Source organism: Pseudidiomarina aquimaris (genome assembly GCF_003987395.1).
GTDB lineage: Bacteria > Pseudomonadota > Gammaproteobacteria > Enterobacterales > Alteromonadaceae > Pseudidiomarina > Pseudidiomarina aquimaris.
In genome coordinates this window covers 1-22,053 of record NZ_PIPT01000006.1, presented here as the reverse complement: position 1 = coordinate 22,053, position 22,053 = coordinate 1, and the positions used below count along the sequence as shown (strand labels likewise).

23 protein-coding genes and 1 rRNA gene are annotated in these 22,053 nt (G+C 50.7%); 12 read left to right on the top strand and 12 right to left on the bottom strand.

Going from position 1 to position 22,053, the window contains the following annotated elements; genetic code table 11:
• A complete protein-coding gene (gene pepB, locus CWE21_RS08365) occupies window positions 1-1,287 on the bottom strand; it encodes an aminopeptidase PepB (protein WP_126833990.1) in 1,287 nt (428 codons plus the stop codon).
• 69 nt (window positions 1,288-1,356) lie between these two features.
• On the opposite strand from pepB, the gene sfsA reads away from it, so the two are divergent.
• The 7 genes from sfsA (at window position 1,357) to panC (ending at window position 7,126) form a co-directional block, all read left to right on the top strand.
• Window positions 1,357-2,079, top strand: coding sequence for a DNA/RNA nuclease SfsA (gene sfsA, locus CWE21_RS08360; protein WP_126833989.1), 723 nt, complete (start codon window positions 1,357-1,359; stop codon window positions 2,077-2,079).
• 96 nt (window positions 2,080-2,175) lie between these two features.
• Window positions 2,176-2,628, top strand: coding sequence for an RNA polymerase-binding protein DksA (gene dksA, locus CWE21_RS08355; RefSeq protein ID WP_126774019.1), 453 nt, complete (start codon window positions 2,176-2,178; stop codon window positions 2,626-2,628).
• 7 nt (window positions 2,629-2,635) lie between these two features.
• The gene (gluQRS, locus tag CWE21_RS08350) at window positions 2,636-3,481 is read left to right on the top strand and encodes a tRNA glutamyl-Q(34) synthetase GluQRS (RefSeq protein WP_198675095.1); all 846 of its coding nucleotides are present in this window, start codon (window positions 2,636-2,638) and stop codon (window positions 3,479-3,481) included.
• Between the two features lie 159 nt (window positions 3,482-3,640).
• Window positions 3,641-4,963: a polynucleotide adenylyltransferase PcnB gene (gene pcnB, locus CWE21_RS08345; RefSeq protein ID WP_417680937.1), complete on the top strand. Its 1,323-nt coding sequence runs from the start codon at window positions 3,641-3,643 to the stop codon at window positions 4,961-4,963.
• On the top strand, window positions 4,960-5,439 hold the full coding sequence (gene folK, locus CWE21_RS08340) for a 2-amino-4-hydroxy-6-hydroxymethyldihydropteridine diphosphokinase (protein ID WP_126833987.1): 480 nt from the start codon (window positions 4,960-4,962) through the stop codon (window positions 5,437-5,439). The genes pcnB and folK overlap by 4 nt, the downstream gene beginning before the upstream one ends.
• A 40-nt stretch (window positions 5,440-5,479) precedes the next feature.
• Complete coding sequence (gene panB, locus CWE21_RS08335; protein WP_126833986.1) at window positions 5,480-6,277, top strand: 3-methyl-2-oxobutanoate hydroxymethyltransferase; 798 nt, start codon at window positions 5,480-5,482, stop codon at window positions 6,275-6,277.
• Window positions 6,278-6,280: 3 nt separating this feature from the next.
• Window positions 6,281-7,126, top strand: a complete 846-nt coding sequence (gene panC / locus CWE21_RS08330; RefSeq protein ID WP_126833985.1) for a pantoate--beta-alanine ligase — start codon at window positions 6,281-6,283, stop codon at window positions 7,124-7,126.
• On the opposite strand, the gene panP is transcribed toward panC, so the two are convergent.
• The 6 genes from panP to mpl are packed head-to-tail and all read right to left on the bottom strand — an operon-like array spanning window position 7,123 to window position 13,241.
• Window positions 7,123-8,778, bottom strand: coding sequence for a pyridoxal-dependent aspartate 1-decarboxylase PanP (panP, locus tag CWE21_RS08325; RefSeq protein ID WP_198675090.1), 1,656 nt, complete (start codon window positions 8,776-8,778; stop codon window positions 7,123-7,125). The genes panC and panP overlap by 4 nt on opposite strands.
• 42 nt (window positions 8,779-8,820) lie before the next feature.
• A complete protein-coding gene (gene trmB / locus CWE21_RS08320; protein WP_198675089.1) occupies window positions 8,821-9,528 on the bottom strand; it encodes a tRNA (guanine(46)-N(7))-methyltransferase TrmB in 708 nt (235 codons plus the stop codon).
• On the bottom strand, window positions 9,525-10,301 hold the full coding sequence (locus CWE21_RS08315) for an ABC transporter permease (RefSeq protein ID WP_126833983.1): 777 nt from the start codon (window positions 10,299-10,301) through the stop codon (window positions 9,525-9,527). Before CWE21_RS08315 ends, trmB begins: the two co-directional genes overlap by 4 nt.
• Complete coding sequence (locus CWE21_RS08310) at window positions 10,301-11,248, bottom strand: ABC transporter ATP-binding protein (RefSeq protein ID WP_126833982.1); 948 nt, start codon at window positions 11,246-11,248, stop codon at window positions 10,301-10,303. The genes CWE21_RS08315 and CWE21_RS08310 overlap by 1 nt, the downstream gene beginning before the upstream one ends.
• Window positions 11,249-11,254: 6 nt before the next feature.
• On the bottom strand, window positions 11,255-11,896 hold the full coding sequence (locus CWE21_RS08305) for a flavin prenyltransferase UbiX (RefSeq protein WP_126833981.1): 642 nt from the start codon (window positions 11,894-11,896) through the stop codon (window positions 11,255-11,257).
• Window positions 11,880-13,241: a UDP-N-acetylmuramate:L-alanyl-gamma-D-glutamyl-meso-diaminopimelate ligase gene (gene mpl / locus CWE21_RS08300; RefSeq protein WP_126833980.1), complete on the bottom strand. Its 1,362-nt coding sequence runs from the start codon at window positions 13,239-13,241 to the stop codon at window positions 11,880-11,882. Before mpl ends, CWE21_RS08305 begins: the two co-directional genes overlap by 17 nt.
• Window positions 13,242-13,392: 151 nt before the next feature.
• Between mpl and CWE21_RS08295 the strand changes: the two genes are divergently transcribed.
• The 5 genes from CWE21_RS08295 to CWE21_RS08275 are packed head-to-tail and all read left to right on the top strand — an operon-like array spanning window position 13,393 to window position 17,424.
• Entirely contained in the window at window positions 13,393-14,385 is a 993-nt protein-coding gene (locus CWE21_RS08295) for a class 1 fructose-bisphosphatase (RefSeq protein WP_126833979.1), read from the top strand.
• Between the two features lie 49 nt (window positions 14,386-14,434).
• Entirely contained in the window at window positions 14,435-14,965 is a 531-nt protein-coding gene (gene ppa / locus CWE21_RS08290) for an inorganic diphosphatase (RefSeq protein ID WP_126833978.1), read from the top strand.
• A 5-nt stretch (window positions 14,966-14,970) separates the two neighbouring features.
• On the top strand, window positions 14,971-15,669 hold the full coding sequence (locus CWE21_RS08285; protein ID WP_126833977.1) for an ABC transporter ATP-binding protein: 699 nt from the start codon (window positions 14,971-14,973) through the stop codon (window positions 15,667-15,669).
• Window positions 15,662-16,942: an ABC transporter permease gene (locus CWE21_RS08280; RefSeq protein ID WP_126833976.1), complete on the top strand. Its 1,281-nt coding sequence runs from the start codon at window positions 15,662-15,664 to the stop codon at window positions 16,940-16,942. The genes CWE21_RS08285 and CWE21_RS08280 overlap by 8 nt, the downstream gene beginning before the upstream one ends.
• Window positions 16,939-17,424, top strand: coding sequence for a DUF3299 domain-containing protein (locus CWE21_RS08275; protein WP_126833975.1), 486 nt, complete (start codon window positions 16,939-16,941; stop codon window positions 17,422-17,424). The genes CWE21_RS08280 and CWE21_RS08275 overlap by 4 nt, the downstream gene beginning before the upstream one ends.
• Before the next feature lie 28 nt (window positions 17,425-17,452).
• On the opposite strand, the gene CWE21_RS08270 is transcribed toward CWE21_RS08275, so the two are convergent.
• The 5 genes from CWE21_RS08270 to rrf all read right to left on the bottom strand — a co-directional run bounded on the left by CWE21_RS08270 (window position 17,453) and on the right by rrf (window position 22,043).
• Window positions 17,453-18,214, bottom strand: a complete 762-nt coding sequence (locus tag CWE21_RS08270; protein WP_126833974.1) for a TIGR04219 family outer membrane beta-barrel protein — start codon at window positions 18,212-18,214, stop codon at window positions 17,453-17,455.
• A 23-nt stretch (window positions 18,215-18,237) separates the two neighbouring features.
• A complete protein-coding gene (locus tag CWE21_RS08265) occupies window positions 18,238-18,666 on the bottom strand; it encodes a copper chaperone PCu(A)C (protein WP_157982746.1) in 429 nt (142 codons plus the stop codon).
• Window positions 18,667-18,699: 33 nt separating this feature from the next.
• Window positions 18,700-19,011 (bottom strand): hypothetical protein, encoded by a 312-nt coding sequence (locus tag CWE21_RS08260; protein WP_126833972.1) that lies wholly within the window; start codon window positions 19,009-19,011, stop codon window positions 18,700-18,702.
• 182 nt (window positions 19,012-19,193) lie between these two features.
• A complete protein-coding gene (locus CWE21_RS08255) occupies window positions 19,194-21,611 on the bottom strand; it encodes a TonB-dependent receptor plug domain-containing protein (protein WP_420821126.1) in 2,418 nt (805 codons plus the stop codon).
• 317 nt (window positions 21,612-21,928) lie between these two features.
• Window positions 21,929-22,043 (bottom strand): 5S ribosomal RNA (gene rrf, locus CWE21_RS08250).
• Between the last annotated feature and the right edge of the window lie 10 nt (window positions 22,044-22,053).

Genomic DNA, 22,053 nt, shown 5'->3' with positions numbered 1-22,053 from the left:
TTAGTCCTGCAGTAATGCCGCAATAGTGCGCACGCCTAGCGCAGTGGCACCGGTTGCCCACATTGCATTGGCGCTGTTGTGATAGGCGCCCGCGATGTCGAAATGTAACCAGCCCTTACCGTCATTCGGCGCAAAGCGTAGCAAGAAGCCCGCCGCATTGCTCGCACCACCAGTACCGCCACCTTTTTGTGGGCGGCTGTTGGCGCAATCTGCAAAGGCTGATGGAGTATTTTCCTTATGCCACGGCTGTAAAGGTAGGCGCCACAAGTTCTCACGTTGCGCTGCAGCAGTACTCAAAGCTTTGTTGGCGAGCTCATCATCGACACTAAACAAGGCGTTGTACTCATTGCCCACAGCCACTTGCGCGGCACCCGTTAGGGTTGCTGCATCTATGACGCGTTTGGCGCCAACTTCGCCAGCATATTGCAAGCCATCCGCTAGCACCAAGCGGCCCTCGGCGTCGGTGTTAACGACTTCGACAGTCAGCCCATTTTTGTAGGTAATGATATCGCCGAGTAAATAAGCGCTGCCGTCGACCAAGTTCTCCGCGCAACACAGCACCAGCTGCACACGCTTTTGCAAGCCTTGCTCGATAGCCAAGCCCAAAGCGCCAGCAACTGTAGCCGCACCACCCATGTCGCATTTCATGGCTAACATGCCTTCACTCGACTTCAGGCTGTAACCACCAGAGTCGAAAGTGATGCCCTTGCCCACCAAAACCGTATCGATCTCAGCGTCGGCGTTACCTGTAGGATTGTAGTCAACGACCAGCATGCAAGGGGGGCGCTTACTGGCGCGGCCTACGGTATGAATGCCCATCCAGCCTTCCTGCAAGAGTTCATCGCCTTTAATGACGCGACTACTTACTTTCTCTGGCGCTAAGCTTTCTAACTTTTCGGCGACCCGTTGTGCTAACGCTTCTGGGTAAATGTCCATCGGCGGTAAGTTCACCAGCTCACGTGTCCAATTCACCACATTCCGCGTTTGCGTCAGCGCTTCACTATTGCTCGCCCACTCTAGTTTGTTGGTACTACGCGTGTCGGTGTAGCCATTGGCAAAGGCCCACTGGCGCTCAAAATCCCAGCCTTCACCACTTAATTTCGCCGAACTCACACCGAGGTTGTCCAACTGGCGCCCTGCTTTTTGCACTTTGCGTAAGTTCTCGCTTTCATCTTGCCCTAAGTAAATGGTCGCGCCCTGCTCTCCGACAATCACCGGTGCGGACTTTTTCCAAGCAGAATCCGAAAACTCTTGTTGAACAACAAAAACAGCAAGTGCAGTAGACATGGTTACTAGCTCCCAGTATGGTTGCGAATGAATTGAAGTATATCCTATCTAAGCTACATGAGGCTGACAATGCAGTTTGACAACCCCTTGCAGCAGGCTTTTTTAGTGCGCCGCTACAAGCGTTTTTTAGCCGATGTTTATCATCCCGAGTGGCCTGAGCATAATAGCCCCGACGATCCGTTAACGGTGCATTGTCCGAATACGGGGGCGATGACCGGCTGCGCTGAACCCGGTATGCCGGTATGGTTGAGTGATTCCAACAACCCCAAGCGCAAGTATCGCTACACGTGGGAACTAGCATCGACAGCCGATGGCGACATGATTTGCGTGAACACCCACCGAGCTAACTCCGTCGTCGGTGAAGCACTCGAGCACGGCGTGCTAAGTGAACTTGGTAAGCTCACGCAACTGCGGGCCGAGCAACGTTATGGCTATGATAACCGCCGCATTGATTGGTTGGCAGAGAATGTCGCTGGGCAGCAGATCTTTATTGAAGTCAAAAGCGTAACTTTGGCGCAAGAACAGCAAGGTTACTTCCCAGATACCGTCAGTCAACGCGCCAGCGATCATTTGCGCAGCTTGATCACCATGGTCGAGGAAGGGCACCGAGCGGTCGTGTTGTATTGCGTTTTTCATGGTGCCGTGCAACAGGTCAGCGCAGCTGAACATTGTGACCCGAGCTACGCTGAAATGGCTCAGCTTGCAAAACAGAAAGGCGTTGAGTTTTATGCACTTGAATGCATGATAAGCGCCAGCGGAATTAACCCAAAAGGACTTTTACCGGTCATTTAAGAAACAACCTTTTGCACAAATAAAATTGCGCAGGGTTGAGCTTTCTGGTATATGTACCGACCTTTTTGAAGAACCCTCTCATATAGGAGATCCACAATGCCTCAAGGAACGCCGAAAAAAGCTCATGGCATTTTGGCACAAGCTGGCTTGGAACCATACCAAGAGCAGCCGAATGAAGAGTACATGAATGAGAAGCAACGGGCGCACTTCCGCAAGATTTTGGAAGTTTGGCGTAACCAGTTGCGTGAAGAAGTGGATCGCACCGTGCATCATATGAAAGATGAAGCGGCAAACTTCCCTGATCCTGTTGATCGCGCGGCACAAGAAGAAGAGTTTAGTCTTGAATTACGCACGCGTGACCGTGAACGTAAATTAATCAAGAAAATCGAGAAAACACTGCAGAAAATTGAAGCTGATGACTTTGGCTTCTGTGACCAGTGTGGCATCGAAATCGGCATCCGTCGTTTAGAGGCACGCCCTACTGCTGACCTTTGTGTCGACTGTAAAACTCTTGCCGAAATCAAAGAGAAGCAACTTACTGGCGCCTAAGGTGGCCATTGACCTTCCTTATTGTGGACGCTTCGCCCCGACTCCGTCGGGGCCACTTCACTTCGGCTCGTTGGTTGCCGCCGTCGCTAGCTACCTTGACGCTCAAGCCCACTGCGGTAAATGGCTAGTACGTATTGAAGATGTTGACCAACCGCGCGCGGTTGCCGGCGCTGACAGCATTATTCTAAGACAACTTGAAGCCTTTGGCTTGCATTGGGACGGCGAGGTCATGTACCAATCACAACGCGATGAAGCCTACCGTATCGCGCTCCAGCAACTGCAAGCACAACACCTTTGCTATTACTGCACCTGTACCCGTAAACAAATCAAAGCACGTGGCCCCTACTACACTGGCTATTGCCGCGATAAACAGCGCAATGCCGAGAATGCAGCGATTCGCATCCTCAACGATCGGCCCATTGCGAACTTTTACGACCGTTGGCAAGGCGAGGTGAACATCGAGCCGAACTTCGCCGCAGAAGACTTTGTGCTTTTTCGCCGCGACCAACTTTACACCTACCAACTGGCGGTAGTCGTCGACGATATTGCACAAGGTGTTACTGACTTGGTGCGTGGCGTCGATTTACTTACCCCCACCGCTTGGCAACTGACACTCTGGCAACAGTTTGAGGCGCGCCAACCACGGCTTATGCACGTTCCTCTCGCGCTGGATGTTAATGGCCGTAAACTGAGTAAGCAAAATCATGCGCCCGCGCTGAACGCTAAGGAACCTAAAGAGCAATTAGCCCGTGCAATTGCTTTTCTCGGCTTAGGTGAGGTCGACACCGGAAATGACATTCAGCAACTTTTAGCTGAGGCGAGTCAGGCTTGGGCGGCAAAGTATCTTTCCTGAAAGCTGCGGACAGGCTACAATACGCTGGTTTTTAATACAGTTGTCGATTAGGGAGACACCACCATTATCAAACGCATGAAAGCCCTCGCTAAGAAAGCGCTTGGCGCCAAACCACAAAACAGCGAGCTGCCCAAGAATATTCTTGCTAAACCCTTGGTGATCTCCCGTGATCAACACCCTATTTCGCGTAAGGATATCGCAGAGCCTGCGTTGAAGGTTCTCTATCGTCTGCACAATGCCGGTTATGAAGCCTATCTTGTCGGCGGTTGTGTGCGAGATCTCCTGCTCGGCCTCAAACCTAAAGACTTTGATGTTGCGACCAATGCAAGTCCTGAACAAGTTCACAAACTCTTTCGCAATTGCCGCCTTGTTGGACGCCGCTTCCGCTTAGCACACATCATGTTTGGCCGCGAAGTGATTGAAGTCGCAACCTTCCGTGGCCACCATGACGACGACGGGGATGCGCAAAAGCACGCCAAGAGTGACGCACAAGGTATGCTCGTACGAGACAACGTTTACGGCAGTATCGAAGAAGACGCCCAACGCCGCGACTTTACCGTCAATGCCTTGTACTACAACATCGCTGACTTCGCGATTTACGATTTCGCTAATGGTGTCCGCGACATTGAAGCTGGCGTACTACGTATGATCGGCGATGCCGAGACGCGCTACCGTGAAGATCCCGTGCGCATGCTGCGGGCGATTCGTTTCGCCACTAAGCTCTCCATGCGCATGGATGACAGTGTCGCCAAGCCGATACACGAACATGCTTCGTTACTGCAAAACATACCTCCAGCGCGTCTATTCGAGGAATGTCTAAAGCTATTTACCGCAGGTAAAGCGTTAGCCAATTTTGAGATGCTCAGCGAATACCATTTGTTTCAGCAGCTCTTCCCGATGCTAAAAAGCTATTTGCAGACGCCGGACGAAGCGCCCTACCAAATGTTACGGCAGACCTTCGCCGACACCGATAGTCGCATTCAGCAAGGGTTAAGCATCACGCCAGCCTACCTGTTTGCTGCACTTTTATGGTGGCCACTCCAGGCGCGTATGGAACAACTGATGTTCGAAAGCGGCTTGCCGCCGGTGGACGCTATGAATATCGCTGCCGCAGATGTTTGGGGCCGGCAGGTTCAGACCGTATCGGTGCCGAAGCGCTTTACGATTCCTGCGCGCGAAATCTGGCAGATGCAGCAACGCCTCGAACGCGCCAAGGGCAAACGTGTGCAAACGTTACTTGGCCACCCCCGCTTCCGTGCTGCCTATGACTTTTTACTCTTGCGTGCCGCAACTGCGACCCCTCTCGAGCGCAAGAAGCTTAGCGAGCAAGCGCAGTTTTGGACCGAACAACAAAAAGGCATGCAGCCTGCCGACAAACGCCATGACGATGCGCCCGCCCCGCGCAAAAAGCGCGGTCGACGCGGCGGTCGACGCCGCGGGGGGCCTCGCAAGCGTCCAAGCGGTGACAACAACAAATCATGAACACGGTTTACATAGCGCTCGGCGCTAATTTAGGCGAGCCGGTAGAGACTCTGCGCGCGTTGTTGCAACGTTTGCATCATGTGCCCGAACTCGCCCACGTGGAGTGCTCGAGTCTCTACCGCAGCGCACCAATGGGGCCACAAGACCAACCCGACTACGTAAATGCCGTATTGCGCGCAGAAACCAACCTTGCGCCGTTAGCCTTGCTTGACCTTTTGCAACAACTCGAAGACGCGTTTGGTCGCGTACGCAGTCGACGCTGGGGCGCCCGTACCCTCGATCTCGATCTGTTGCTATTTGCCAACTTAGAATTGCAACATCCACGCCTAACCGTGCCCCATCCAGGGATGGCGGAACGTGATTTTGTATTGGTGCCTCTGCACGAGCTTGCACCCGAACTGACCCTTCCTGATGGACGCAGTATAGCAGCGTTGCTCGAGGGCCTACCGAGCCATGACCTAGTGAAAATTACCTGATACAATCGAGGCTATCGTCCTCTAAAGGTAAGGATCTGAAATGGCTGCAATGACCATCGCCAAACTCGCTAAAATGAAGGCGGACGGCGAGAAAATCGCTTCACTCACTGCTTACGATGCCTCTTTTGCGAAGTTATTTGCACAACAAGGCGTCGACTTCATGTTGGTCGGCGACTCACTGGGTAATGTTGTCCTCGGCGAATCCAGCACCTTACCGGTAACAGTCAACGATGTCGCCTATCACACCCGTGCCGTTCGCAACGGTGCACCCGATGCCTTTGTTATGGCCGATATGCCATTCATGAGTTATGCCACGCCGCAACAAGCCTGCCAAGAGGCGGCCAAGTTAATGCGCGCAGGCGCCAATATGGTCAAACTCGAGGGCGGTGACTGGCTCCTTGATACCATCCGCCAATTGGTCGAACGCAGTGTTCCTGTTTGTGCACATTTGGGCCTGTTACCGCAATCCGTCAATGTCCTCGGTGGCTACAAAGTCCAAGGCAAAGAAGCGAGTGCAGCAGAAAATACCCTGCGCCAAGCCTTGGCTCTGCAAGAAGCAGGAGCCCAGCTGTTAGTGCTTGAATGTGTGCCAAGCTCTCTTGCCAAGCGCATTACCGAGGCGCTCGACATTCCCACGATTGGCATTGGTGCAGGCCCCGACTGTGACGGGCAAATCCTCGTCATGCACGATATGTTGGGCATGAACAGTGATTATTTGCCAAAATTTGTGAAGGACTTCTTAGCCGAAGCAAATGACCTTGCCGGTGCCGTCGATTTGTACGTGAAGCAAGTCAAAGAAGGCAGCTTCCCTGGCCCCGAACACAGCTTCAAAGGTTAACTCATGCAATTGTTCAAAAGCTTGCAAGAATTACGTGCTTGGCGCGCACAGCAAACTGGCCGCATCGCCCTAGTACCAACCATGGGTAATTTGCATGAAGGGCATCTAAAATTAGTGGATCTCGCCAAACAACACGCCGACGTGGTCATCGTCAGTATTTTCGTTAACCCGATGCAGTTTGGCGCCAATGAAGATTTGGACAACTATCCCAGAACCCTAGATGCCGATTGCCAAGCCTTAGCCGAGCGCGGTGCGCACGGTGTCTTTGCGCCACAGGTGAGCGATGTTTATCCACGTGGCTTAGCTGTTCAAACCTATATTGAAGTTCCCAAAATCTCCGAAACATTGTGTGGCGCAAGTCGTCCCGGCCACTTTCGCGGGGTCGCGACCATCGTCGCGAAGCTGTTCAATATGGTGCAACCGCATACTGCGGTATTTGGGGAAAAAGACTTTCAGCAACTGCAGGTCATCCGTCTCATGACGCAAGATTTGAGCTTGCCTGTTGAAGTCATCGGTATGCCGACTGAGCGCGCTGAAGATGGACTCGCACTGAGCTCGCGCAATGGTTATTTGTCGCCTTCGGAACGCCAGCTTGCGCCGGTTATCTATAAGACCTTAACAGCGCTTGCAGACGCCATTCATCAACAGGGAATTGATGATGAAATCGCACTCGCAGGCGCGCGCCATGAACTTGAAGAGCATGGCTTTCGAATTGATTACTTAGAATTGCGAAGACGCTCCGATCTGCAACCGGCTCGGGGAGACGACCATGAGCTGGTGGTATTGGTTGCAGCATTTCTAGGCCGCACTCGCTTGATCGACAACTTACAATTCACACGCCACGCTTAGGCTTGGCGCGCTAACAGCCCAAGTTCGCGCATCTCAGTGTGCAACGCACCGCGCAAACTCATGGCTTCGTTGGCGATAGCACGCTGTTCCTCTAGGACTTCGCGTAACATGTCGGTTGTCGTCAGCGGGTTGGCTAAGACAACGCGAAAGACCACCGTCGGTTCACGCTGATATTGGCCTGGATTTAACTTGGTTCGCGACACAAACGAACGTCCCGTTTCCCGCTGTCGCTTCTGAATAAAGCGCGTGATTGCATTCAAGTGCGGGGTCAGGCGCTTTACTTGCTCTGGAGTCGCTTGCTGTAAGGCAGCCTTCACTTGCTTTGGCACAAAACGATAGGTCAATAAGCACAACTGTGGCTCAGTGATCACCTCAAAGTCATCTTGCGCAGCAATCAACTCGGCGAAAGCTTTGGCCTTTTCGATGCTCTTGTCGATGAGCAACTCATAGCCGCGTCGTCCCATCACATGCATGGCTGAGTAGACCAGCATCGCCATGCCCGGGCGTGAGCCTTCCATGGTGTGGGCACCCAGATCTTTCGAGCCATGGCGTATCACGTATTCCGCGTGGTGCTCAATCGCACGTACCATGCCAGGTTCTTTAAACAACACCATGCCTGCACCCATTGGCACGTACATTTGTTTATGTGCGTCAATCGTTACGCTATCTGCACGCTCGACGCCAGCCAATAGCTCACGGTGTTTGGCCGACATGAGCGTTGCGCCGCCCCAAGCAGCATCAACATGGAAATGTGCGCCAATTTCCTCGGCGTAGTCAGCCAGCTCACTCAATGGGTCGATATGTCCGGTCTCGGTCGTTCCGCCAACGCCCACAATGGCCATTACCTTGCCACCGTCGGCGGCCACTTGCTCGCACGCCTCGCGCAATTTATCCATACGAATGCGATTATGATCATCGGTCGCGACACCAATCAGGTTTTGGCGACCAATGCCAAGCACATCCGCAGCTTTGGCCAATGAGTAATGCCCACGCTCAGAGACCATTACGGTCAAGCGACGATAACCATAGTGCTGCAAGCCCGCCGCTAGACCTTCGGCAGCAACGCCGGCAAAGCCTGTAGTGGGTTTAAGTAACAGGTTGCGTGCAACCCAAAGCGCGGTAATGTTGGCCACCGTACCACCGGAACACATCGCCCCCAGCGAGTGCTGAGCACTGTGCATCCAACGTCGGTAGAATTCGGCATCGCGTCCGTAAACCAGATTATGGAGCATGCCGAGCACGTTACGCTCGAGCGGGGTGAAGGCCTTCGAAGTCTCAATTTTCACCAAGTTTTGATTTAGACCTACCATCAACTTTGCCAACGGCAACAAGAAATACGGTAGGGCTGAAGTCATGTGACCAATGAAACGCGGCGAAGAGGTGTGGACCGAGTGGGCAACTAAGTTATTCAGCAAGAACTCGGTGTGATCAGACACATAACGTGGCTGCTCAGGGACCTCGCTAGCGGAGAAATTTTGCTCGATCTCATGCAAAGGTTTCTCACGCGCGACAATATGCTCACCAAGAAAGCCCATCAAATTTTCTGACAGATCTTTTTCAATACGACCGAGGGTCGAATCCGGCGCCTCCGGTAGCGTGAAGATTTTTAATAGTGCTTCTTCACTTACCTCAGCAAAAACTTGGTCACTCAACACGTTATCCTTAGAGTTGAAACTCAAACGTTACAGAACTGCTTATTCTGCCTCGATCGCTGAAAAATAGCGACCGTCTTCAGGGAGGTTAGCATTCAATTGCCAAAGTTGCTGGCCACTGCGTTGATATTTGCGTTCAAAAGGGGTGATTGGCGCATGTTTAGCAAGCAACGGTTGCAGCTGTGCGGCACAGTTCACCAAAGCGAGGCTACTCGCTACCTCGGTCAAGTAGGTCACCCAATTTGAGCGCATCACCAATTCACCGCCAAGACCTAGAACATAGGGCCAAACTGGACTCCCATGCCAACGACGGCTGAGGTGAGCGGCCTTGGGCCAAGGGTTCGGATACAAAATATAGTGCTTGCTCAGTTGCCAGTGTTGCTCAACCGCAAGGCGCCAAAAGTCTTGCAAATCTGCGCGAACCAACAGATAGCGTTGACCTTGCGCAGAAGTTTGATAGTTCGCATGACGTTGTAGGCGATGTGCGGATTTATCGACACCAATGACCAGCGCATCAGGATACTCTTGCGCCAGCCATGCCGTGCTCTCGCCAACGCCGCAACAACTATCAAGGATTACCGGCCCCTGCCACTTGGCGACTTGCTCCGCCGCTTGCTCAAAGGCTGCCCTATTATGCTCTTGGATAGGCTTCTTGAACGGCGAGCGCAAATGGCGCATGACGACTTGGGTTAAATCGTCATGATTGCCATGTTGATTGGTGGTAACTGGGCGTGATTCCATTGCCGTCACGAGCGAATCCCTACACCGCGTTGTAACAAGATATATGCGGTCAAGAAAAAGGCCACGTTAAAGGCGATAATCACGCCTAGCGCAACCCCAACATTGACGTCTGAAACACCCAAGAAACCATAACGGAAGGCATTTACCATATAAAGTATCGGATTGGCCTGAGCAACGGTTTCCCAAATACCTGGCAATAAGCTGATACTGAAAAATACCCCGCCAAGATAAGTCAGCGGCGTCAGCACAAAAGTTGGCACAATCGAGATGTCATCAAACGTCTTGGCATAAACGGCATTAATCAAGCCAGCGAGCGAAAACAAGGTCGACGTTAAAATCACTGTTAGGATAAGAATCCCAGCATGGTTAATACTGACATTTTCGACAAACGCGAACGACACGATGGTGACAATAACCGCGACAATGAGCGCCCGCGCCAGCCCACCGCCAACGTAGCCGGCAATAATCACTGGCGTTGATACGGGAGCTACCAGCATCTCTTCAATATTGCGCTGAAACTTAGCACTGAAAAATGACGATGCTACATTTGAATACGAGTTGGTGATCACCGACATCATGATAAGGCCTGGCACGATAAATTCCATGTAAGGCCGACCACTCATCTCACCAATGCGCTCGCCCACGATGCTGCCGAAAATAATAAAATACAGCGTCATGGTAATCGCTGGTGGTACCAACGTCTGAATCCAAATACGTAAAAACCGCGTGCACTCTTTAATCCAAATCGTTTTCAATGCGATGAAACTATAAGACGATGCCATTACTTCGCTCCTGCTGCCGATTTGTTTGCGCGCCCACGCTCCACCAGGTCAACGAAGAGCTCTTCGAGGCGGTTGGCTTTATTACGCATGGACAGAACTTTAATCTCCTGTGCACTCAATTGCTCAAATACCTTATTGAGTCCCTGCGACTTTTCCACATCGACTTCGATGGTATGGTCATCGATTTGGCGCATGGTAAAACCATCGAGTTGCGGTTCGATGCGTTGCTCTTCACCACGACTTAAGTCCAAAACAAAGGTCTCGCGATTCAAAGTCGTCAATAAACGCTTAATAGAGGTGTTCTCGACAATGGTGCCTTGGTCGATAATGGCAATATTGCGGCACAGCGTTTCCGCTTCTTCTAAATAATGAGTGGTAAGGATAATCGTAATACCTTGCTTGTTTATTTCCTCAAGGTAGTCCCACATACTGCGGCGCAGCTCGATATCTACACCAGCGGTAGGTTCATCCAAAATAAGTAAGCGTGGCTCGTGCAATAATGCCCGGGCGATCATCAGGCGACGTTTCATCCCGCCTGAGAGCATCCGCGCCGGCGCATCGCGCTTATCCCACAAGCCGAGCTGCTTGAGATAATGCTCTGCACGTTCATGGGCGACTTCGCGAGGCACACCATAATAACCAGCTTGATTCACCACGATTTGGCGGACTGTTTCGAACTGGTTAAAGTTAAACTCCTGCGGAACCAGCCCAATTTGGCGTTTCAGGTCAACCAATTGTGTATCTAGGTCATAGCCAAAGACACTGACCTCCCCGGAGGTCTTGTTGACCAAAGATGAAATGATTCCAATGGTGGTCGATTTGCCGGCGCCATTTGGCCCCAACAAAGCAAAAAAGTCGCCTTCAGCAACTTCTAAGTCGATCCCTTTCAAGGCCTCAAATCCGCCTTTGTATGTCTTCCGTAGGTCTTTAATAGATAGAGCTTTCATGTACTTTTACGACTCCTCACGCGTTGCCGCTGACTGATCGTAGCCCCAACGCGGTTGCAGTTCCTGCGAGAGCTGCAGATGATCAAGAATTCGAGCAACCACGAAGTCGACTAAGTCGTCGATGCTTTGCGGCTGATGGTAAAAACCCGGTGCTGCCGGCATTACGGTCACGCCTAACTGTGCTAATTTCAGCATATTTTCCAAATGAATTGCGGAAAGTGGCATCTCGCGTGGTACCACGATCAATTGCCCACGCTCTTTGATAACCACATCGGCGGCGCGCTCGAGTAGGGTATCGCTTGCACCTTGTGCAATAGCCGACAAGGAGCCTGTCGAACAAGGACAAATAACCATACGCTTAGGCGCTGCCGAGCCTGAAGCCACCGGCGAGAACCATTGCTCTTTGCCGTATATTTGCAACTGTTCTGGACCTACCTGAAAGTGCTCACGCAAGGCGTCACCCATCGCTTTCGGTGCGGCAGGCAATTGCCAATTCAACTCAGTCGCAAATACCACTCGAGCTGCGCTCGACATTAACAGGTGAACCTGTTGTTTTTGTTGCAGCAGACATTCTAACAAACGCACCGCATAAGGTGCACCTGACGCTCCAGTTATCGCAAGCGTGATTGCGTTATTCTGTGGACTCATGGGTAAGTTCCTCAGCTTCTTTTAATGCTGCAAGTAGCCTCTGGTGAAGACCGCCAAAGCCGCCATTGCTCATAATTAAAACATGCTCGTGTGGCGCTAACGTACGTTGCAACTTCGCAAGTAGTTCATCAACACTATGACTGATGTTGGCATTGGGCACGTAGTCGCTTAGTTGCCACTCAATCCCTTCCGGTTGCAGCAGATAACACGCGTCTGCAGACGCCAGCGCAGGCGCCAACTCAGCGGCATGCACACCACGTTTCATGGTATTGGAGCGCGGCTCGAGCACAGCGACGATACGCTCTTTACCTACTTTAGCACGCAGGGCATCAAGCGTTAGTTTAATCGCTGTGGGATGATGGGCAAAATCATCGTAAACTGCGACTTTGTTAGGCTCTCCCAACAGCTCTAGACGTCGCTTGGTGTTCTTAAATTCGCCCAACGCCGCTGCCGCAACATCGAGCGGAACGCCGACATGATGTGCTGCCGCGATGGCCATAACACCGTTAGCAGCGTTGTGGGCGCCAACCACCTGCCATTCCACTACAACGCTCTCACTTCCATGACGCACCTCAAACTGCGTTGCGTCATCACTTAACAGCTTAAACTGCCAATCACCGCCAAGCGTTTTGAGCTCGCTCCAGCAGCCTTTATCCAGCACTGCCTGTAGGTTGTCATCCTGTGCTGGATAAATAATCTGGCCATGTCCAGGAATAATTCGCACCAAGTGATGAAACTGCGTTTGAATTGCGGCAAGATCTGGGAAAATATCCGCATGGTCGTATTCGAGGTTATTCAAAATTAGTGTCGACGGCTGGTAGTGCACAAACTTCGATCGCTTATCAAAAAACGCCGTATCGTATTCATCTGCTTCAATGACAAAGAAGTCGCTATTACCCAACTGCGCCGAGCAGCCGAAGTTAGCCAGTACGCCGCCAACCAAAAACCCAGGTTGATAACCTGCATAGGCCAAAATCCAAGTTAGCATGCTCGAGGTAGTGGTTTTACCATGTGTACCCGCAACAGCTAGCACCCACTTCTCCTGCAGTAACTCATCGTGTAACCACTGTGCTCCGGATCGATAAGGAATACGTTGGTTTAACACAGCCTCTACCGCCTCATTGCCGCGGCTCAACACGTTACCGATGATCACCAAATCAGGTCGAGGATTCAGCTGTGAGGCGTCATAGCCTTGGTAAACATCAATACCTAATGCAGCCAGTTGATCACTCATCGGCGGATACACGTGGGCATCACTGCCAGTTACATGATGGCCCAGCGCTTTTGCAAGGGCCGCAATGCCGCCCATGAAAGTGCCACAAATGCCTAAAATATGAATGTGCATAGAAATTTAGCTCGTTCTACAGTTTCGGTGCCCGAAAAAATGCGGCTAGTGTAGCATGCAAGTCACTTTTACGGAGATTCTTGCAGGCAATTTACCTAATTTTGCGGTAAACTTAGCCGCGATTTTGAGCAGCCCACCAAATGAGGATGTTATGCAGCGTTTAATTCCGACGTTACGCCGTGATCAAGTCGCAGAAGGCCTTATCTCAGTCATAAATACCCTGCAGATTTGCGCCAAAGAAATCTCCTACCGACTTCATCAAGGTGAACTTGCCGGCGTGTTAGGTTCTACTCTTGATGAGAATATTCAGGGCGAAACCCAGAAAAAGCTCGACGTTCTTTCTAACCAACTGCTGAAAGATATCCTACTCGAGAACAAATTTGTACGCGCAGTTGCCTCTGAGGAAGAAGAAGGAATCGTCGATGGCTTCGCTGACGGTAAGTACCTTATCGCATTTGATCCACTCGACGGCAGCTCCAATATTGACATCAATAGCATGGTGGGAACCATCTTTTCGGTATTACCAGCGCCAACTAACGAGCGCTCTGGCGCCGACATGTTCTTGCAGCCAGGTCACCAACAATTGATGGCGGGCTACGTGCTATACGGCCCATCGACAATGTTAGTATTCACTACAGGTAAGGGGCTTCGTGTTTTCACGCTCGATACCACAGTCGGTGAATTTTTGCTAACCGACGAGAATTTAGAAATACCTACAGATACCTGTGAATTTGCCATCAATATGTCGAATTACCGCCATTGGCAACCTGAAATGCGCAGCTATATCGATGATTTATTAGCAGGTGAAACAGGGCCGCGCTGTAAAAACTTTAATATGCGCTGGATTGCAGCAATGGTTGCAGATGTTCATCGGGTTCTCTGTCGTGGTGGTCTATTCACCTACCCATGGGACAACCGCAAGCCAGGCAAGCCGTATAAATTGCGCTTGATGTACGAAGGTAATCCGATGGCGTATCTGGTCGAGCAGGCGGGCGGTAAAGCCCACAGTGGCGAGCAACGCATCATGGACATCGAACCAAATGATATTCACCAGCGTATTGGCGTTATACTGGGCTCAGCCAATGAAGTTGATACCTGTTTAAGTTATCTACAAGGTTCGCAATCGAAGCCAAGCAACGTATAATAAGCGGCCAAAATTTTATTCTGACATTAAGTTATCAATAGGAAAAACCATGAGCTTGAGTGATGTGAGCGCAGGCAAGAACCTGCCAGATGAAGTAAATGTGATCATCGAGATTCCTGCCAATGCAGATCCGATCAAGTACGAAGTCGACAAAGACACCGGTACACTATGGGTTGATCGTTTCATGGCAACGCCAATGTTCTACCCTGCGAACTACGGTTTCGTAAATGACACTTTGTCACTCGACGGCGACCCAGTCGACGTGCTTGTGCCTACTCCTTACCCTCTGCAAGCTGGCTCGGTTATCAAATGTCGTCCCGTGGGCGTATTGAAAATGACCGATGAGTCGGGCGAAGACGCAAAAGTTATCGCGGTACCAATTAGCAAACTCAGCAAAGAATACGATCACATCCAAGATGTGAACGACCTGCCAGAATTGCTGAAAGCGCAAATTACACACTTCTTCGAGCGTTACAAAGAGCTCGAGAAAGGTAAATGGGTGAAAGTTGAAGGCTGGGGCGATATCAACGAAGCAAAAGAAGAAATCGTTTCTTCGTTTGAACGCGCTCAAGCTAAGTAAGACCTATGAGCACCTGCATTGAACTGAAACAACTTCAGTTTAAATGGCCGGGTGCTCAGTTACCGCTGCTGAGCATTCCGGAACTGACCATCGCACGCGGTGAGCGTGTGTTGTTGCGGGGTGCCAGTGGCAGCGGTAAATCGACCTTGCTTGGTCTCATTGCCGGTATTCATACAACAGGCGCTGGGCAAGTTAAGGTTCTCGGGCAAGATTTGGCTGGTTTGAATCAGCATCGCCGAGACCAATTGCGAGCCAACGAAATCGGCTATATTTTCCAGCAGTTTAATCTTCTTCCTTATCTCTCAGCACGCGCTAATGTGACTTTGGCTTGTCAATTTGCTCCAGCCCGGCGCAAGCGTCTTTCTCAGCAGTCGATAGAACAAGAAGCAAAGCAATTATTAACGCGCTTAGGTCTCACGCCCGAGCAGCAACAGCAGCCCTCGCATCAACTCAGCGTTGGGCAACAACAGCGCGTCGCTGCGGCACGTGCTCTGCTTGGTAGTCCAGCGCTTATTATTGCCGATGAGCCAACCTCAGCGCTCGATCAAGCGCATCGAGATAACTTTATTCAGTTACTTTTTGAAGCTTGTGATGCACAAAACACAACGCTCTTATTTGTCACTCATGACGCTACACTTGCGCCGCTATTTCCGCGCGCCATCGAGCTAAGTGAGATCAATCAAGGAGCCGTCGCAGATGTTTAAGTTGGCGCTCGCGAGCCTTTGGAACCGCCGTGGCAGTGTCTGGTTAACCGTCATTGCTATTGCCGTCAGTACCTTACTTTTGTTGGGCGTCGAGCGCATACGGGTACAAACCCAAGAGAACTTTTCCAATACCATTTCTGGCACGGACCTTATTGTCGGTGCGCGTACTGGCTCGACCGAGCTGCTGTTAAGCAGCGTGTTTCATATTGGAAATTTATCCAACACGCTAAGTTGGCAAAGTTACGAGCACCTGCAGTCGCTTCCCGGTGTTAGCTGGCATATTCCAATGGCCATGGGCGATAGCGTGCATGGCTACCCTGTCATCGCCACGACTGACGCGTTGTTTGAAAACTTTAAATATGGCAATAAGCGGCCTCTTTCATTCGCTGCTGGAGGTGCTTTTGCGGAGCAAAATGAGGTGACCGTTGCCGTGCTCGGTGCGGAAGTTGCACGTGAACGCCAACTGTCAGTGGGGAGTGATTTAATTGTCGCACATGGCACTGGAGAGATTAGTTTCAGCCAGCACGACGCTCACCCTTTTCAGGTGGTTGGCGTGCTTGAGCGGACCGGAACGCCGATCGACCGCGGGGTCTTTATTCCACTCACCGCGCAAGGCTTAGTGCACGGCGAATATTTGCCCGACTCGGGTGCAGAAGAACATTCTCACGACCATGAGCATGAGCATGAGAATGAAAACGTCGTCACAACTGAGCCGCCTGTTTACACATTAAGCGCAGTACTGCTCGGCCTCGAGAATCCAGCCCTCGCATTGCGCTTACAACGTACGATCAATACCTATCGAGGTGAAGCGTTATCAGCCATTATGCCAGGCTTGGCGCTGCAGAATTTTTGGCGCACCCTAAGCCTGTTTGAACGCGCACTGGTAGCCATTTCAATACTCGTCGTCATTACTGGGTTGCTCGGCATGTTAACGACATTGTTAGCAAGCTTGCGTGAACGCCGCCGCGAAATGGCGGTCTTACGTTCTATCGGTGCAGGCCCGATTACGATTCTCGGATTATTAGTCGTCGAAGCGTTTGTGGTCACTTTGGTCGGCGTGACGCTTGGGACGGCTGGGCTCTATACGGTATTGCTATTCGGCGCCGAGCTGTTGCAACAGCAAATGGGTATTCAAGTCAGTGCCAGTGTCTTAACCTTGCGCGAGATCTACCTGTTGCTTGCCATATTAGTGGCCGCGACCTTACTCAGTTTATTCCCGGCATGGCGAGCCTATCGCAATGCCTTGGCAGATGGTTTAACGGTGAAATTATGAAGTCGTTTTTTGCAAGTTTACTGGCACTCTGTGTGTTTGTCGCAATGCCTGTGCAGGGGCAAGAGTTTGTCGAAACTGAATGGAAAGACTTGGTCCCAGAAGGGTACAAGCCCCCACCAGTGCGTAGTCAAGCCTTCTACGATATGAACCCAGAAGCGATGGGGCAACCCGAGCTAAACGCGCCGGTAGTTGAAGCGCTCGATGGTAGAAAAGTACGCATTCCCGGTTTCGTTGTGCAATTGCAAGCCGAGGACAGTAAAGTCACCGAGTTCTTGTTGGTGCCCTATGAAGGGGCCTGTATCCACGTTCCGCCACCACCACCGAATCAAGTTGTATTGGTGCGGTTTCCTGAGGGCTACCCGATTCGTCAGGCGTTCAACCCTGTCTGGGTAGAAGGAACAATTAAAGTTGAACGTGCTGAAGGTGATTTGGCCGTTGTCGCCTATCAAATGGATGCTGTAAACGTAGCGCCGTATCAATAACGGCGCTCGCAAGCTTTATTGAACTCCCTTAGAAATGGAATTCGATACCTAGGTATGGACCTTTGTATTCTAGGTTTGAGTAAACACCGTCGAGGTCGTCAAGTTCAACATTGAACACGCGATAACCTAGTTGCAAATTAACATCGACTGCTAAGTTCTCAATCGGACGATACTCAACACCGAATTCATAATCTTCAACTTTCGAGTCTTCAATACTAACTGCATTGGCAAGACCATAAAGCGTGAGATCTGTGGCCGGAATGCCAACCCTAAGCTGACTGTAGAGCGTCGGGATCCAACCGTCAGTGCTCTGCCCTTGCAACGTTTGTTCGCCACGAACTTCAATACTGCCATCCACCCGCTTAGCGGTCACCCCCAAGTCAAACGACACTAGGTCGTTATCAAACAGCTCATAATAGAGCGTGTAATCGGTGTGGCTCAAGTCAGCGGTATAGTTAACACGGCTATTGGCTGCGAAATTCGTACCGAAGAATGAAAAGTCTTCATTCAATAGTTGGCTGCCGTCTGTTACCAAATCATTGTGGCGAACTTTGACGTTAGGGAATAGTGGAATAGGATGCTCAAAGGCAATATAAGCACTACCTTGTTGATCGTCGGCAAACGAAAAGTCAGAAGTGGAACGCTCGGAACCGAATGAGCCACTGGTATCGGCTTTCCATGTCTGAGCCCCTGCGTAGACACCGAAAACTGTATCGGCATTGGCTTGGGGGGCGGCTATGAGTCCACCAGCACTGATCACCAATGCTAGCGAGAGTGTTACTTTGCGCATGCCTTACTCCTTTACGCTAAGGTTTATTTGAGCGGTCGTACTTCGGCCACTACGTCTAGCGCATCAGCATCAGCGAATTGCAGTTGAAAAGCAACGCTACTACCCACTTTAAACGGATTTTTTACACCAAAGAACATGACGTGATAACTTCCGGGTTGGAATGTCACTTGTTCACCGGCAGCCAACGTCAATTCCGGGACGCGACGCATACGCATCATGCCTTCGTCATTCATCACATGTTGATGCACTTCGCTAGCGCGAGCGACATCGGTCTTTACGCCCACCAATGTCACAGCCGACGTGCCTTGGTTCTCAATGACAAAATAACCGGCGCCATTTTCAGTACCTGGAATAGTCGGCTTGACCCATGCATCGCTCACTACGACTTCTGCCCAGCCGCTCAACGGCAGGACCAAGCATGCGGCGAGCGCTAATTGACGAATTACTTTCACAAGTTTCTCCCCATAATGAATCATGGGGTTAGTTTACACAGCTTTGGGGCGTTTTCGCACTAACAAATACAAAATGCCCAACAACAATAGATACGGCCACAGCCAACTGAATAAGACAGCGACTAAGGCAACTGCAGCGACTGCGACCGCTACCGCAATACTACCGCCAATGGCAACGACTAACGCAAAAGCTCCGAGTGCAATGGCTACCAATAATAAGCCAGTCACACCAATGCTAATGACCAAACCGACTACGGCGCCGATAAGTCCCAGAATCTCATCGCCAAACAAAAAGAAAGCTAGAACAGCAGCGATAACCCAAAGCCAAGTTGATTGTTTACGCATTTTTTTCTCCAACTAAAGACAACTTCAAGAGGTTGCTAAATTTTTATCCTCTCTTGGATATTCAATAATCGTGCCATCTTTTAAACCTCTGTTTTTCTTAGGGTTAGACTAAAGTTAAAGTGTTTGGGCATAAAAAAACCGCCACAAAGTGGCGGTTTTCACACAATCGAAAAACTCTAACGTTAGAAGTTGTACGTCAACTCAGCGTAGTAATAACCGCCGTTAAAGCCAAACGGAGCATTGGTATTCGGATACATAAAGATTCCGTTGAATTGGCTTGCCGGACGTTGCTTGTCAGGATACTCATCAAACAAATTTTGTACCCCAGCACTTACTGTTAACTGGTCGGTGAGTAGATACTTCGCCGATAGATCAGTCACCCACTTCGCACCAAACTCGGTTTGTACGCCTTGGCTGTTCTCCAGTACGTAATCACCAAAGTAATTAAAGGCTACGCGCGTTTGTAGATCTCCCAAAGTATGGGTGAAAGCAACGCTGCCGCTATTACGCGGAACTGAGCGTGTCATTCGCGTGCGCTCGACGCCGTCGAACAAGTTATCCTCAAGTCCGTCTAACAAAACGGGTAGATTGATATCGTCAATCTCGGTTTTGTTGTAACCATAGGCCAATTGCGCACGCAGCGAGCCCATATCATCAAGCTCAAAGGTTTGTGACGCCACAACATCAACACCACGCGTTGTTGTATCGACTGCGTTCACGAAGAAACGTGCGTTATCTGCGCCACTGGCAGCTAATGCCTCAGCTACTGCGTCAGAATCTTGAGGGCTCAAATCACCAGAGAGAATGATCCGATCATCAATTGCGATCTGGAAGGCATCGATGGTCAAGGTAAAACCCTCGTAGCCGTTATAAACCAAACCTGCACTAAAGCTCTGAGACTCTTCAGGCTCTAAACCTTCAATCCCTAATGCACTTGCCACCGGACTGATGTTGTTAAAGGTACCGCTTTGCTCTGGTTGCAACCCATCACCACGGTCGACAAATAACGTCGAGATATTAGAGAAATAGAGCTGTTGCACACTAGGTGCGCGGAAGCCAGTATTTGCCGTCGCACGAACCGCCCACTGGTCATTCAGATCATAGCGACCTGATACCTTCCAACTGGTATTACTACCGAAGTCAGAATAGTCTTCATAGCGAACCGCTGCGCCCCACTGGAAGTTGGCGGTCAGCATATTTTCGACTTCGAGGTAGAAACCTGTATTGTCACGCGACTGGTCCACTTCTGACTCAGGTTTAAAACCGGTAAAGCCTTGGCTGCCGCCTGGGCGATTATCGTAGCCACCATTGATATACGAGGCTTCTTCACCGGCGGCAATTTGGTAACTATTTTCACGATAGCTGACGCCAAATGCCACAGCGAGATCTGAGTTGTTGACGAACGGGAAGAAACGCTGAAAATCTATCGTTGCATTGAGCTCATCCGTTGTTAGTGTTCCGGCATCAAACTGAGTTTGTGAGCTCGGACCAATGGATGCGTTCAGCGAGTTCTCTAAACGATATTGGAACTCGCTTTCCCCGTAGCCTGCACTGGCATCAACATCCCAGCCGGCAAGGTTGAAACGATAGCCAACGTAACCCGACATATCTTGGGTTTCTGGGCTCAACAACGGTAAGAAACCGTCTGGATAAATTTCGAGGATATTACGGTTATCAAGGGCGCGACGATAAAATGCGCCGCTTTGTGAGGTACGGTCACTCACCCCACCAAACGCATAGAATTCACCTTCGCCAGCCGCAATGGCGGCATTGAAAAAGACGGCTTTGTTTTCAAAGGAGGCAGCACCCACATGGTGATTCAAACGGTCAAATGTAGCTTCGCGTGGGTCCAACTCGCCGTCGACCAATGGATACTGTTGACGTGGATCAAGACCGGCACGATTAGTTTTGTTCTTGTGGTGATATTCAGCAGATAGCGTAAAGTGACCATCGTCACCCAGTGCGAATCCGGTGCTACCATGAATTTTGTACTGCTCACCATCACCTTCATAGGTTTGACCGGCATTTGCGGTGATCGAACCGCCTTCAGACTGGTCTTTCAATACAATATTGATTACACCCGCAATCGCATCTGAGCCGTACAGTGCCGCAGCACCATCACGCAATACTTCAATGCGTTTGATTGATGAAATTGGGATAGCGTTCAAATCAACGTTCGAACTACCACGACCGGTGGTACCATTCAAATGCACCAACGCACTCATATGACGGCGTTTACCGTTCACGAGAACTAAGGTGTGATCAGGAGATAAGCCACGTAAAGACGCTGGGCGTACGGCATCAGAACCATCGGTGATCGATGACGAAGGGAAGTTAAAGCTTGGAACCGCATACTGGAGCGCACGTGCAGTTTCGGTGATACCGCTCGCGGTGAGCTCTTCACCTGAAATAATATCAACAGGTGCAGTACCATCAGTAGCGGTACGCATCGATAAACGCGAACCGACAACCTGAATTCGCTCCTCCGCTTCAACCGTCGCGCTCGTATCTTCTTGCGCTATAGCGGTTGTGTTCATTAAGGTTAAGCTCGACAAGGCGCCGGTGCTTAACATTGCAAGCAACGTTTTATTCTTCTTCATGATGTTTACCTCTCCTAGACTAGTACTTCTTATAGTCTTACAAGCATAGCAACGGATCATGCAATTGCTTAGTTGACTTTAGTCTAAGAAAGAACGAAGAGCGATGTTCGATGTATGCTGTTCGCTGTTTGTTTAAATACAAAAGCGTTACTCGTTATTCGTCCGTTCGGCTATGCCTCACTGTTCGTCCACTCACTGCGTTCGCTGTTCGAACAGCGCAGCGGACGAAGCACGAACAGCGTAGCGCACGAACAACGCAGTTGTCTTTGAGGCATAAAAAAACCCCAGTCCATCTGGACTGGGGTTCTCTATTTAAAGCCTGGCGGTGTCCTACTCTCACATGGGGAAGCCCCACACTACCATCGGCGCTGAAGCGTTTCACGTCTGAGTTCGGAATGGATCAGGTGGTTCCACTTCGCTATGGCCGCCAGGCATAAACTTG

Bases quoted from the DNA above. Each gene is read 5' to 3' on its own strand.
- panB (WP_126833986.1), top strand. From the start codon at position 5,480: ATGGCTGCAATGACCATCGCCAAACTCGCTAAAATGAAGGCGGACGGC.
- CWE21_RS08255 (WP_420821126.1), bottom strand. From the start codon at position 21,611: ATGAAGAAGAATAAAACGTTGCTTGCAATGTTAAGCACCGGCGCCTTG.
- CWE21_RS08280 (WP_126833976.1), top strand. From the start codon at position 15,662: ATGTTTAAGTTGGCGCTCGCGAGCCTTTGGAACCGCCGTGGCAGTGTC.
- CWE21_RS08285 (WP_126833977.1), top strand. From the start codon at position 14,971: ATGAGCACCTGCATTGAACTGAAACAACTTCAGTTTAAATGGCCGGGT.
- ppa (WP_126833978.1), top strand. From the start codon at position 14,435: ATGAGCTTGAGTGATGTGAGCGCAGGCAAGAACCTGCCAGATGAAGTA.
- CWE21_RS08315 (WP_126833983.1), bottom strand. From the start codon at position 10,301: ATGGCATCGTCTTATAGTTTCATCGCATTGAAAACGATTTGGATTAAA.
- pepB (WP_126833990.1), bottom strand. From the start codon at position 1,287: ATGTCTACTGCACTTGCTGTTTTTGTTGTTCAACAAGAGTTTTCGGAT.
- sfsA (WP_126833989.1), top strand. From the start codon at position 1,357: ATGCAGTTTGACAACCCCTTGCAGCAGGCTTTTTTAGTGCGCCGCTAC.
- dksA (WP_126774019.1), top strand. From the start codon at position 2,176: ATGCCTCAAGGAACGCCGAAAAAAGCTCATGGCATTTTGGCACAAGCT.
- mpl (WP_126833980.1), bottom strand. From the start codon at position 13,241: ATGCACATTCATATTTTAGGCATTTGTGGCACTTTCATGGGCGGCATT.
- folK (WP_126833987.1), top strand. From the start codon at position 4,960: ATGAACACGGTTTACATAGCGCTCGGCGCTAATTTAGGCGAGCCGGTA.
- CWE21_RS08260 (WP_126833972.1), bottom strand. From the start codon at position 19,011: ATGCGTAAACAATCAACTTGGCTTTGGGTTATCGCTGCTGTTCTAGCT.
- panC (WP_126833985.1), top strand. From the start codon at position 6,281: ATGCAATTGTTCAAAAGCTTGCAAGAATTACGTGCTTGGCGCGCACAG.
- CWE21_RS08305 (WP_126833981.1), bottom strand. From the start codon at position 11,896: ATGAGTCCACAGAATAACGCAATCACGCTTGCGATAACTGGAGCGTCA.
- CWE21_RS08270 (WP_126833974.1), bottom strand. From the start codon at position 18,214: ATGCGCAAAGTAACACTCTCGCTAGCATTGGTGATCAGTGCTGGTGGA.
- CWE21_RS08310 (WP_126833982.1), bottom strand. From the start codon at position 11,248: ATGAAAGCTCTATCTATTAAAGACCTACGGAAGACATACAAAGGCGGA.
- CWE21_RS08295 (WP_126833979.1), top strand. From the start codon at position 13,393: ATGCAGCGTTTAATTCCGACGTTACGCCGTGATCAAGTCGCAGAAGGC.
- CWE21_RS08275 (WP_126833975.1), top strand. From the start codon at position 16,939: ATGAAGTCGTTTTTTGCAAGTTTACTGGCACTCTGTGTGTTTGTCGCA.